The 12724-nt window shown below is 60.2% G+C and carries 11 protein-coding genes and 1 pseudogene; 8 read left to right on the forward strand and 4 right to left on the reverse strand.

Features of this window, described 5'->3' with window-relative positions:
* Positions 1-41: 41 nt before the first annotated feature.
* Positions 42-890: a formyltetrahydrofolate deformylase gene (purU, locus tag QF045_RS24740; protein ID WP_019821236.1), complete on the reverse strand. Its 849-nt coding sequence runs from the start codon at positions 888-890 to the stop codon at positions 42-44.
* A gap of 346 nt (positions 891-1236) precedes the next feature.
* Here purU and mvaT point away from each other — a divergent pair.
* Positions 1237-1612: pseudogene (gene mvaT, locus QF045_RS24745) on the forward strand (histone-like nucleoid-structuring protein MvaT).
* Between the two features lie 89 nt (positions 1613-1701).
* Here mvaT and sbcB read toward each other — a convergent pair.
* Positions 1702-3129: an exodeoxyribonuclease I gene (gene sbcB / locus QF045_RS24750; RefSeq protein WP_306494429.1), complete on the reverse strand. Its 1428-nt coding sequence runs from the start codon at positions 3127-3129 to the stop codon at positions 1702-1704.
* Between the two features lie 166 nt (positions 3130-3295).
* On the opposite strand from sbcB, the gene QF045_RS24755 reads away from it, so the two are divergent.
* Genes QF045_RS24755 through QF045_RS24780 form a run of 6 tightly spaced genes read left to right on the forward strand, consistent with a single transcriptional unit; the run spans position 3296 to position 9963 of the window.
* A complete protein-coding gene (locus tag QF045_RS24755) occupies positions 3296-3988 on the forward strand; it encodes an RDD family protein (RefSeq protein WP_306494430.1) in 693 nt (230 codons plus the stop codon).
* Positions 3985-4959, forward strand: a complete 975-nt coding sequence (locus QF045_RS24760; protein WP_306494431.1) for a stage II sporulation protein M — start codon at positions 3985-3987, stop codon at positions 4957-4959. Before QF045_RS24755 ends, QF045_RS24760 begins: the two co-directional genes overlap by 4 nt.
* Complete coding sequence (locus QF045_RS24765; protein WP_306494432.1) at positions 4946-6475, forward strand: DUF4129 domain-containing protein; 1530 nt, start codon at positions 4946-4948, stop codon at positions 6473-6475. Before QF045_RS24760 ends, QF045_RS24765 begins: the two co-directional genes overlap by 14 nt.
* On the forward strand, positions 6472-7629 hold the full coding sequence (locus QF045_RS24770) for a DUF4350 domain-containing protein (RefSeq protein WP_306494433.1): 1158 nt from the start codon (positions 6472-6474) through the stop codon (positions 7627-7629). Before QF045_RS24765 ends, QF045_RS24770 begins: the two co-directional genes overlap by 4 nt.
* Positions 7626-8624, forward strand: a complete 999-nt coding sequence (locus QF045_RS24775) for a MoxR family ATPase (protein ID WP_306494434.1) — start codon at positions 7626-7628, stop codon at positions 8622-8624. Before QF045_RS24770 ends, QF045_RS24775 begins: the two co-directional genes overlap by 4 nt.
* 7 nt (positions 8625-8631) lie before the next feature.
* Positions 8632-9963 carry a DUF58 domain-containing protein gene (locus QF045_RS24780; RefSeq protein WP_306494435.1) on the forward strand — a complete coding sequence of 444 codons (1332 nt, stop codon included), beginning with the start codon at positions 8632-8634 and terminating at the stop codon, positions 9961-9963.
* Between the two features lie 33 nt (positions 9964-9996).
* Here the strand turns inward: QF045_RS24780 and QF045_RS24785 are convergent, their stop codons facing one another.
* A complete protein-coding gene (locus tag QF045_RS24785) occupies positions 9997-10356 on the reverse strand; it encodes a PilZ domain-containing protein (RefSeq protein WP_306494436.1) in 360 nt (119 codons plus the stop codon).
* Positions 10357-10561: 205 nt separating this feature from the next.
* On the reverse strand, positions 10562-10936 hold the full coding sequence (locus QF045_RS24790; protein WP_306494437.1) for a tol-pal system YbgF family protein: 375 nt from the start codon (positions 10934-10936) through the stop codon (positions 10562-10564).
* Between the two features lie 173 nt (positions 10937-11109).
* On the opposite strand from QF045_RS24790, the gene pyk reads away from it, so the two are divergent.
* Complete coding sequence (pyk, locus tag QF045_RS24795) at positions 11110-12561, forward strand: pyruvate kinase (protein ID WP_124388010.1); 1452 nt, start codon at positions 11110-11112, stop codon at positions 12559-12561.
* Positions 12562-12724 lie beyond the last annotated feature (163 nt).

Below are 12724 nucleotides of genomic sequence, written 5' to 3' on the forward strand. Positions count from 1 at the left end.
TTTACTCCCGGGCCCCTGCTTGTTCAATCACAACGCGCTGATCAGAACACCACGGTCTTGTTGCCGTGCACCAACACGCGATCTTCCAAGTGATACCGCAAACCGCGCGCCAGCACCATCTTCTCGACGTCACGACCGAAACGCACCATGTCTTCGATGCTGTCGCTGTGGCTGACACGAACCACGTCCTGCTCGATGATCGGACCGGCGTCCAGTTCTTCGGTGACATAGTGGCAGGTCGCGCCGATCAACTTCACGCCGCGCAGGGACGCCTGGTGATAAGGCTTGGCACCCACGAACGAAGGCAGGAAGCTGTGGTGAATATTGATCACCTTGCCGGCGTATTCGCGGCACAGTTCCGGCGGCAGGATCTGCATGTAGCGCGCCAGCACCACCACGTCGGCGTCGTGCTGTTTGACCAGGCGGGACACCTCGGCGAAGGCAGGCTCCTTGTCCTGCGGGTTGACCGGCACGTGGTAATACGGGATGCCATGCCATTCGACCATGCTGCGCAGGTCATCGTGGTTGGAGATCACACAGGCGATCTCGCAGTCGAGTTCATCGCTGTGCCAGCGGTGCAGAAGGTCCGCCAGGCAATGGGATTCACGGCTGGCCATCAGGACGACGCGTTTTTTCTGCTCGGTGTCGGTGATGTGCCAGGTCATCGAAAACTCTTCGGCGATCGGCGCAAACGCCTCGCGAAAGGCTTCCAGACCAAAAGGCAATGTATCGGCACGGATTTCGTGACGCATGAAAAACCAACCGCTGAGATCATCCGAGTGATGGCTCGCCTCGGTGATCCAACCGTTATGAGAAGCCAGAAAGTTACTGACCTTGGCAACGATGCCAACCCGGTCCGGGCAAGCAATCACCAGCCGAAAAGTGCGCATTAGGGGGAAACTCCAGAACTTCACAAAGGCCGCCATTCTAGCGATTGCGCAGAAAAACTGCAGTACTCCTTGCGCCTTATTCTGAACCCCAACGACAGCAACAGCCCTTAATAGCGTAAGGTTTTACCACCGGTATATGCCCGTGCCCGGGTTAACTCGGCACTTAGCAGCATTAAGGCAATTGTTGTTAGCGGCTCGCCTGATAATTAACTCGATTGCAGAGCGCAGCCGCAAACATTCAATGTAATTCACCTAAATAGCCGGTTAAATGTTTACTTGATCAAATTGCCTGACTATTATTAGGCCACTCACCCTGTCAATCAGCGTTCTACATAAGGTAGTCCACATGTCTCTGATCAACGAATATCGCGCCACCGAAGAAGCTATCAAAGAGCTGCAAGCCCGTTTGAAGAACCTGTCGCAAGACGACAAGCTGAAAACCGAGCTGGAATTCGAAGGCAAACTGCGCACCCTGATGGGCGAATACTCCAAATCCCTGCGTGACATCATCGCGCTGCTCGATCCGGAATCGAAAGTTAAAGCACCGCGCGGCGCTGTGAAAACTACCGGCACCAAACGTGCTCGCAAGGTCAAGCAATACAAAAACCCGCACAACGGTGAAGTGATTGAAACCAAAGGTGGCAATCACAAGACTCTGAAAAGAGTGGAAAGCCAAGTGGGGCGGTGACGTGGTTGAAGGTTGGGCTACCCTGCTGGGCTAAGCCTGGTCGGATTCACACCCGATACGCAACACATTAAAAACGCCAGCTTGCTGGCGTTTTTTATTGTCTGGTTTTTTTGCAGTTGCCCGCTACAGATTCAGGCGAGCCGCTAAAGAGTCGGCATAGTCCTGCCACTCACCCAGTACCTGGCGCTGGAACGAAGTCGCACTGTTTTCCAACTCCTCACGCGCAAGCTTAAATGCCATCAAGGTATTGGGTGCGCCCCACGCCGGGTCTGACAAACGTTGCTGACAGAAAAGTCTCCAGCGCTCTTGTTCCTCAATGCTCAAGGTTTCAGGAAAGTTACGCGCGCGGTAGCGAAATAATAATTCCGGCAAACGACGATCATCGAAGGGCCATTGCTGACGTCCTAATTGAACCGGCTCTGCCATGCGAACTTGTTCACATAAACGCCGGTCACGGTCGCCGATAAAACCGTCGTAGAGCTGCTGCTCCGGATCCTCGTTCGCCGCAAATTCCTCCTCGGTATAAATGCTCGCCAACTTGTCACGCCAAACTTCCTGTGCGTCAGTTAGTCGCAGCGCGCGCGCCTGATAAACGTCCATATCCAATTGCAGCCGCTCGCGATCTTCGGCCCGCAGCACCTTCAAGGGCGCGACGACCGGGCAGCGATTGATGTGCAACAACTTCAAAGGCACCGGCAGCTCACCTTCCGCCAGTTGATCGCGGCGCGTATAAAGGCGTTCGCGCAACATGTCGGCATCCAGCTCGAGCAGGCCCTGCGGGTCGAGCCCCAGGTCGCAGACAATCAATGCATTGCGATTGCGCGGGTGCCACGCCAAAGGCAATACGACTCCAAGATAATGACGCTCGGCGCTGAAGCGTCCGGAAATGTGCACCATCGGCTGCAACAATCGCACCTGGTCCATTACCCGTTGCTTGCTGCGCAACTGGAACAACCATTCATACAGTTTGGGTTGTTTGTCCCGCACCAACCGCGCCAGGGCAATGGTTGCGCGTACGTCAGACAACGCATCATGAGCCTGGCCGTGGTCGATGCCATTGGCCTCGGTCAAGCGCTCAAGCTTGAGCGTCACGCGCCCGTCTTGCTCGGGCCACACAATCCCTTCCGGTCGCAGGGCATACGCGGTGCGCATCACATCGATCAAATCCCAGCGACTGTTACCGCCCTGCCACTCACGCGCATAAGGGTCGAAAAAATTGCGGTACAGGCTGTAGCGCGTCATTTCGTCGTCGAATCGCAAGGTGTTGTAACCCGCGCCGCACGTACCGGGCGCAGACAGTTCAGCGTGCACCCGCGTCATGAAATCCGCTTCGCTAAGGCCCTTCTGCGCCAGCACCTGCGGGGTAATCCCGGTGATCGCACACGCCGCCGGATGGGGCAGGATATCGTCGCTGGGCTGACAATAAAGGTTGATCGGCGGGCCGACTTCGTTGAGCTCGAGGTCGGTACGAATGCCGGCTACCTGCAGCGGGCGATCGCTGCGCGGGTTGATCCCGGTGGTTTCATAGTCGTACCAGAAAATGGAGGTCACGGGCTGTTCCTGTGCTGAAGACCGGCAAAGTCTAGGCGCTGAAAGGTGTCAGGGGCCAGCGATACCTTACTGTACAAACATCCAGTTAAATCTTGAAGGGTTGCTTCCAGCCTCGACACTGCTAGCATCCGTCTCTCTCAGTCGCTTCGCACTGCCAAGGACCGCAATGCCAATAGCCCCTTTGGATACCTGCTACCAGATCGAGACCCCGGAGGGTATCGACCTGCCCTTGCGCCCCGCCGGCCTGCCGCCAAGGGCATTGGCGTTTGCCTTCGACCTGCTCGTGCGTGGCGTGATCATGGGCATCCTGCTTGTGCCCCTGGCGCTGCTGGGCAACCTCGGGCTCGGCTTGGGCTCGCTGCTGCTGTTTCTGGTCAGTTGGTGGTACATGGTGCTGTTCGAAGTGCTCAATCAGGGCTGCTCCCCCGGCAAGCAGGTCATGGGCCTGCGCGTGGTGCAGGACGACGGCACCCCCATCGGCTGGTCGGCATCGCTGATCCGCAACCTGCTGCGCTTTGTCGACATGCTGCCCTTCGGCTACTTCTTCGGCGCCGTCAGTTGCCTGCAGCATCCGCATTTCAAGCGGCTCGGCGACCTGGCTGCGGGTACGCTGGTGGTCTACCGCGAACAGTCGCTGGCCCGCCCACGCATCCCCCCGGCCGCCGCCCTGCGCTTGCCCTTTGCACTGGACCTGAGCGAACAGCGAGCCATACTCGGTTTCGCCGAACGCCAGGCTGAGCTGTCTGCCGAACGGGTGCAGGAACTGGCTGCAATCCTCGCCGCGCCCTTGCAGGTGTCTCCGGCTCGCGCCGTGGAGCAACTCAACGGTGTGGCCCATGGCTTGTTGGGGCCGACATGAAGCAGAGCCTTTTCGAAAGCCGTCACCAGCCGCAATGGGAAACCTTCGCCGAACAGCTGCAACAGTTGGAGCGAGGCAAAGCCTGCGAGGTATCCGACTTCCCTTATCACTATCGACGCCTATGCCAACACCTGGCCGTGGCCCAGGAGCGCGGCTACAGCAGTTACCTGGTGGACCGCCTGCAACAACTGGCGCTGCGCGGCCACCAGCAACTGTATCGTCATCGCAGCCAAACGACGGCGAACGTACTGGCCTTCGTCCTGGCCGGCTTCCCGCGCCTGGTGCGCGAACAGTGGCGCTTCGTACTGGTCGCCAGCCTGCTGTTCTTCGGCAGCCTGCTGGGTATCGCTTTGCTGGTCTACCTGTTCCCCGACCTGATCTACAGCATTGTCAGCCCGCAACAGGTGGCCGAGATGCAAAGCATGTACGACCCCGCCGCGAGCCGCCTGGGGCGCGCGGCCGAACGCGCCTCCAGCGAAGACTGGATGATGTTTGGCTATTACGTGATGCACAACATCGGCATCGCCTTCCAGACCTTTGCCGCCGGTTTGCTGTTCGGCCTGGGCAGCGTGTTCTTCCTGGTATTCAACGGATTGACCATCGGGGCGGTCTGCGGGTACCTCAGTGAAATCGGCTACGGCCAGACGTTCTGGTCATTTGTGATCGGTCATGGCGCCTTCGAACTCAGCGCCATTGCTCTGGCCGGTGCAGCAGGCCTGCAACTGGGCTGGTCGCTGATCGCTCCAGGGCCACTGGCACGTAGCGAATCCCTGCGCCTGGCAGCCCGCAAAAGCGTGCAGATGCTCTGCGGGGTCATGATATTCCTGCTGATCGCAGCGTTCGTCGAAGCCTACTGGTCGTCCACCACGACCGTTGCACCTTGGATCAAATACCTCGTGGGCAGCGCACTTTGGCTGCTGGTGGCCGCCTACCTGATCTTCGCCGGCCGGACTTACCATGCGCCTGACTGACTCAAGCGTGGTCATCCGCCCGCGCACCTCCTGGGAAGCCATGGACCTTGGCGTGCTGATGGCCGGGGAACATCGGGCATTGCTGATGAGCAGTTGGGCACTGGTAAGCCTGCCTGTGTTCACCCTGCTCACTGCGCTGCTGTGGCAGTACCCGTCTTACGCCATATTCGTGTTCTGGTGGCTGAAGCCCGCGTTCGAGCGCTTGCCGTTGTACATTCTTTCCAAGGCCCTGTTTGGTGAAACGCCCAGCCTGAAACAGGCCGTTCGACAGTGGCCACGCCTGCTCAAGGGGCAACTGCTCGCCAGCCTGACCTGGCGTCGGCTGAGCTTGAGCCGCAGCTTAGTGCTGCCAGTAAGTCAGCTCGAAGGCCTGGAGGGTCAAGCTCGTCAGCAGCGCCTGGGCGTACTGCAACAGCGCAATGCGGGCGCCGCGCGCTGGTTGACGATCATCGGAGTGCATCTGGAAATCGGTCTGTGGTTCGGTTGTATGGCGCTGTTCTATCTATTCATCCCGGAGCAGGTCGAACTGGATTGGGACTGGCAGCGCCTGGCACTGGCGACAGGCCCGCAGGGGCTATGGCTGGAACACCTGAGCAATGCCTTCTATGCGTTGATCCTCGTGTTCTGGGAACCCATCTACGTCGCCTGCGGCTTCAGCCTGTATTTGAACCGTCGCACCGTACTGGAAGCCTGGGACCTTGAACTGGTGTTTCGAAGGTTGCGCCAACGTCTGAGCAGTGTGGCGCCGCTGTTGTTGATAGCCGTCGGGCTGGCACTGGTGCAACTGAGTTCATCGGCGATGGCCGATGAAATACCTGATTCAAAGTCCCTCAGCACCCAGGCGGCCAGCCAATCGATCAAGGCATTGCTGGAAAAGCCGCCGTTCAAGAACCCAGAAACCGTGACCCGTTATCGTTTTGGCGAGGAAAAACCCGCCACTGGCCGCAAAGCCCAAGGCGACGGCAAGCTGCCTGGGTGGCTCCAGCACTTGCTTGATAACCTCAACAGCAACACCTTCAAGCACGTGGCCCAAGGCCTGGAGATACTGCTATGGGCCCTGGTGATTGGCGGGCTGGCCTTGGTGGTGTGGCGCTACCGTGAATGGCTGCGCACGTTTGTCAGCCGCAGACGGCGACCTCATCCCAAAGCCGCAAAACCTGCGCCGGCCCAGTTGTTCGGGCTGGACGTGGGGGTCGAAACATTGCCCGACGACATCGCCAGCGCCGCCGAACAGCTATGGCCCAACCAACCGAGAGAGGCCCTTGGCCTGCTCTATCGCGGCCTGCTCAGCCGGCTGCTGCATGAGTTCAACCTGCCGCTCAAAAGTGCCGACACCGAGGGCCAGGTACTGGAGCGCATTCACCCTTTGCAGCATCCGCAGTTGCTGGCATTCAGTCACGAGTTGACCCGTCACTGGCAAAACCTCGCCTATGGCCACCGCTTGCCTCCCGACGCCGCCCAGCAAAAGCTCTGCAGCGACTGGCGCGCACTCTTCAGTGGCGGAGCGAGCCAATGAACCGACCCTTAGTCTGGATGGCGCTGCTGCTGGCTTGCCTGTTAGGAGTAGGTGGCCTGTATGCCTGGCACAAGGCAATTCCCTATGAGGAAGTCGTGGATCGCGGCCCATCGCCGCAGGCACTGGCGAATCCTTACCTGGCGGCCGAGCATTTCCTGCGCGGGCAAGGCGTGGCGGTAGCGCACGCCAATGGACTTGAGCGCCTGGCCGACCTGCCCGCCACCGGCCATAGCCTGCTGTTGCTGGGGGAGCGCAGCAACATGACCCCGCGCCAGGTTGAACAGCTGCTGGCATGGACAAAAGCCGGCGGCCACCTGCTACTGGTGGCCGAAGCGTTATGGGATGACGAGACTGGAAAAAGCGGCGATTTGTTGCTCGATCGTCTCAATCTGCGCCAGTCCTTGAGTGATGACTTCGACGAGCCGGCGCCACCGCGCAAAAAAGTCGCGCCGGACCTCACCAAACTGTATGTCGACAATGAAACCGCGCCGGCGTACTTCAGTTTCGACACCGACTTCAACCTTACCGACCCCAAGCACTTGGCGCAGTTTTCAGCCAACAGCGCCAAGTCCAGCCATTTGATGCAAGTTGACCTTGGGTCAGGCCGCGTCACGGTGATTACCGACAGCGACCTGTGGAAAACCCCAGGCATCGGCAAACACGACAACGCCTGGCTGCTGTGGTACCTGACCCAGGGCACTGACGTAACCTTGCTGTTCAACAGCGACGTGGACAACCTGCTCACCCTGTTAATCCGCTATTTTCCCCAGGCCCTCGTCGCGCTTGCAGCTCTGATTGCGCTGGCGCTCTGGCAAGCCGGCATGCGCCAGGGCCCGATCCAGGCGACCGCGCCCAAGGCACGGCGACAACTGCAAGAGCATTTGCGCGCCAGCGCCGACTTCCTGCTACGCCGCAACGGCCAAGGCACACTGCTGCAAGCCTTGCAGCAGGACCTGCTGCGCACCGCTCGACGGCGTCACCCCGGCTTCGAACACCTCGACACGGCCGAACAATGGCAGGTGCTGGAACGCCTGACGCGACAACCCTCTCATATCATCAGCCAGGCACTCGGCGCACCGACGCTGAAACGGCTCTCCAGCGCGGACTTCAGCCGCCAGGTGGCGTGCCTGCAAACCCTCAGGAATGCCCTATGAGCGACTCTCCAATGGCCGATGCCCTGACCACCGAACAACGTCTTCAATCCGCCAGCCAACAGGCCCAGGCCCTGCGCGTTGAGTTGCGCAAGGCGGTCATTGGCCAGGACGCCGTGATCGACGACGTACTCACCGCATTGATCGCCGGTGGCCATGTGTTGCTCGAGGGCGTTCCCGGCCTGGGCAAGACGTTGCTGGTGCGGGCGTTGGCCCGTTGCTTTGGCGGCGACTTCGCGCGCATCCAGTTCACCCCGGACCTGATGCCCAGTGATGTCACCGGCCACGCGGTGTACGACCTGCAGACCGAACAGTTCAAGCTGCGCAAGGGGCCGGTATTCACTCACCTGCTGCTCGCCGACGAAATCAACCGTGCCCCGGCCAAGACCCAGGCGGCACTGCTCGAAGCCATGCAGGAGCGCCAGGTCACTCTGGAGGGCGAAGCTTTGCCCATCGGCGCGCCGTTCATGGTGCTGGCCACCCAGAACCCCATCGAGCAGGAAGGCACCTACCCCTTGCCCGAGGCCGAGCTGGACCGATTCATGCTCAAGGTCCGCATGGATTATCCCGACGCACAACAAGAGTTGGACATGGTGCGCGAAGTCAGCCGCTCGTCACGGGCCGACATGCTCGATGTGCAACCCTTGCGCACTGTGCTGCAAGCCGAAGACGTGGTGCAGATGCAGCAGACCGCCAGCGGCATGCCCCTGGATGAACAGGTCCTCGACTATGCCGTGCGCCTGGCGCGAGCGACGCGCAGTTGGCGAGGCTTGGCCATCGGTGCCGGTCCACGGGCCTCTATTGCCCTGGTTCGCGGCGCCCGTGCCCGGGCGCTGTTGCGCGGGGGCGAATTCGTGATTCCGGATGACGTCAAGGGTTGCGCCCTGGCGGTGCTGCGTCATCGCGTACGTCTTTCGCCCGAGTTGGACATCGACGGCCTGGAGGTGGATCAGGTGATCATGCAGTTGCTCGACCAGACCCCGGCACCCAGGCAGTAACGCCGACATGAAACCGACCCGTCTGTTCCTGACCTGGCTGGGTGTGCTGCTAGCCCTCAATATCCTCCTGGGCATGTCGGTGGCGTTGCAGTTCAAGGTGCCCGATGCCTTGCACGCAATCGCCTGGGGCCTGCTGCTGGCCCTGCTTTTGCTGTCGGTGCTGGATGCCCTAAGGTTGCGCCGCCGGCCGTCCCCACGCGTGCAAAGGACGCTGCCAGGCAGCCTGGCGTTGGGGCGCTGGGGCGAAGTGCGGCTGTCACTGGAACATGACTATCCACAACCGCTGACCGCGCAGGTGTTCGATCACGTGCCCGACGGACTGGTTGTGGATAACCTGCCCCAATCCATCCCGCTGCGCCCCGGCGAACGTGGCGAACTGGGTTATCGGGTGCGCCCCGTGCGACGTGGACATTTCAGCTTCAGCCGCTGCGAAATCCACGTGCCCAGCCCCTTGGGATTGTGGTCGGCACGGCGCTGGATCGAAGGCAGCGATGCCACGCGCGTCTACCCGGATTTCGCCCGTTTATCCGGTGCGCAGTTGCAGGGGGTGGATAACTGGCTGAGCCAACTGGGCGTACGTCAGCACCAGCGGCGCGGGCCGGGCCTGGAGTTTCATCAGTTACGCGAGTTTCGCGACGGTGACAGCCTGCGTCAGATCGACTGGAAAGCCACGGCGCGCCAACGCACGCCGATTGCTCGCGAGTATGAGGATGAGCGCGACCAGCAGATTGTATTCATGCTCGATTGTGGCCGGCGCATGCGCAGTCAGGATGACGAGTTGTCCCACTTCGACCACGCGCTGAATGCCTGCTTGCTGATGAGTTATGTCGCCTTGCGCCAGGGCGATGCGGTAGGTCTGTGTACCTTTGCCGGCGACCAACCGCGTTACCTGGCGCCGGTCAAGGGCAGCAGCCAGTTGAACGTTTTGCTCAATGCGGTCTACGACCTGCAAAGCACACGCCAGACAGCCGACTATGAGGCCGCCGCCAGCCAGTTGCTGGCTCGGCAAAAACGCCGCGCATTGGTAATCGTGGTCACCAACCTGCGCGATGAAGACGATGAAGCACTGCTCGGGGCTATCCAGCGAATCGGTCGACACCACCGGGTACTGGTCGCGAGCTTGCGAGAGGAAATACTCGATCACTTGCGCCAGGCCCCGGTCCAAACCCTACCCGAAGCACTGGCCTACAGCGGCGCAGTTGACTACCTAAACCGGCGAAACCAGCTGCATGATCGCCTGGGTGCGCATGGGCTGGCAGTGCTGGACAGCTTGCCGTCGACGTTGGGCGCCGCGCTAGTGACCCGTTATCTGCGCTGGAAAAAAGCCGGCGTGTTCTGAAGACAGGCATACGACCAGGCTAGACGCAGATAGTCAGGCAGATGCCTGCAACGGATCGAAACTGAAGTAATGCAACAAAGCGCTGATCAGCTGTGTGTATTCTGCGCACGCCTGACGCACGCGGAAACCCGAGTCGTAATGCTGCGGGTTGACATCTTCATGGCTCCACAAACACGTTGCGGTGAGGCTAACAGCCTGGAACTCGCCGTCCGGCCCCGGAATTTTCAAGCACAGCTCAAAATCTGCACCGATCATCATCGGAAGCTGGCTGATCAGCATCAGCCCGTCCTCAGAAACGTCGCCCAGAAAACCGATTGGCTTGTCCGTAAGCCGATTGAACACCTGCAGAAAATAAGGCAGCTGATGCCGTTCGATCCGTCGTTCGATAAACATGTTGAGTTCGCCATCCAATAAAGCCAGTGATTCGGAACGAGCCCAGCGCTCGCTCTCCCTGGATATCGGTGTGACAAGCGCTCGTTGTCACAAAACAGCTGCCGAATCCGGGCCTTGCATTCTTTTGAATAGAAAGTTGTACAAACAGACATTCAAAGAATAACCCAAGACTGGAAACCGGCCAGTTATGAAGCGACAAATAGCATCACAAAGACGTCGGCCGAGGTTGCGCCACACTCACCCCAGAGGTATGGCCCAGCTGGCGCAAGGTATCGAGCCGGGCTCGGGCACGGTAAGCGTATTCGCTTGCCGGGTATTGGCTGATGATGAATTGATAGGTTTGCGCGGCATCGACGAACAGCTTCTGCCGCTCCAGGCACTGGCCGCGCAGCATCGAAACCTCAGGTTGCACATAACGACGGGTGCGGCTCTCACGGTCGACCTGGGACAATTCCAGGGTGACCCGCGCGCAGTCACCCACCCCATAGGCGCGATAAGCGTTGTTCAAGTGATGGTCCATCGACCAACGGGTGCAGCCGACAACACTGACGGCCAGGGCAGCAACGAGCAAAATTCGCATGGGGGTTCTCCTGTCTTGTGCAGTGTATCGACCCCTGGTCGAAAATCTTCAAGGTGTTTGCCTTCCATCCTCAGCAAAAACAAACCGATCGTCGATAAGTAGTGCAAACGAACAATGACTACAACGAAAGAGCATAGTAGCCTTCCCCAGCGCTTGAACTCAGGAGTCTGTGCATGTCCGTCCGTCGTACCAAAATCGTCGCCACCCTTGGCCCGGCCAGCAACTCGCCGGAAGTCCTCGAACAGCTGATTCTGGCTGGTTTGGACGTTGCCCGTCTGAACTTCTCCCACGGCACCCCGGACGAGCACAAGGCTCGCGCCAAGCTGGTGCGTGACCTGGCCGCCAAACACGGCCGCTTCGTGGCGCTGCTGGGTGACCTGCAAGGCCCGAAAATCCGTATCGCCAAATTCGCCAACAAGCGGATCGAGTTGAAGATCGGTGACAAATTCACCTTCTCCACCAGCCATCCGCTGACCGAAGGCACCCAGGACGTCGTAGGCATCGACTATCCGGATCTGGTCAAGGACTGCGGCGTCGGCGACGAACTGCTGCTGGACGACGGCCGCGTGGTGATGCGCGTCGACACCGCAACCCCGACCGAACTGCATTGCACCGTGATCATCGGCGGCCCGCTGTCCGACCACAAAGGCATCAACCGTCGCGGCGGTGGCCTGACCGCACCGGCCCTGACTGAAAAAGACAAGGCCGACATCAAGCTCGCCGCCGAAATGGAAGTGGACTACCTCGCCGTATCCTTCCCGCGCGACGCCGCCGACATGGAATACGCACGTAAACTGCGCGACGAAGCCGGTGGTACCGCCTGGCTGGTGGCGAAGATCGAACGCGCCGAAGCCGTGGCCGACGACGAAACCCTCGACGGCCTGATCAAGGCTTCCGACGCCGTGATGGTTGCCCGTGGCGACCTGGGCGTGGAAATCGGCGATGCCGAGCTGATCGGTATCCAGAAGAAGATCATCCTGCACGCACGCCGCCACAACAAAGCGGTGATCGTTGCGACGCAGATGATGGAGTCGATGATCCAGAACCCGATGCCGACCCGCGCCGAAGTGTCCGACGTGGCCAACGCCGTGCTCGACTACACCGACGCCGTGATGCTCTCGGCTGAAAGTGCCGCAGGCCCGTACCCGCTGGAAGCCGTGCAGGCCATGGCGCGTATCTGCCTCGGCGCCGAAAAGCACCCGACCAGCAAGACCTCCAGCCACCGTATCGGCAAAGAGTTCGAAAGCTGCGACCAGAGTATTGCCCTGGCCGCCATGTACACCGCCAACCACTTCCCGGGCGTAAAGGCGATCATCGCCCTGACCGAAAGTGGCTACACACCGCTGATCATGTCACGCATCCGTTCCTCGGTGCCGATCTACGCGTTCACCCCTCACCGCGAAGCCCAGGCGCGCGCGGCGATGTTCCGTGGCGTGTACACCATTCCGTTCGATCCGGCTTCGCTGGCACCGAACGAAGTCAGCCAGAAGGCTATCGACGAGCTGGTCAAACGCGGCGTAGTCGAGAAAGGCGACTGGGTCATCCTGACCAAGGGCGACAGCTACCACACCACTGGCGGCACCAATGGCATGAAGATCCTGCACGTGGGCGACCCGCAGGTCTGAGTGTCACGCTGGAAAACATGTGGGAGGGGGCTTGCTCCCGATAGCGGTGGATCAGTCACACATAAACTGACTGATCCATTGCTATCGGGAGCAAGCCCCCTCCCACATTTGACCGTGCACCTTTCAAACAACTCGGTCGATTGTGGGCCTGCGATGGCGTCGG

This window comes from Pseudomonas sp. W4I3 (assembly GCF_030816195.1).
Lineage (GTDB): Bacteria > Pseudomonadota > Gammaproteobacteria > Pseudomonadales > Pseudomonadaceae > Aquipseudomonas.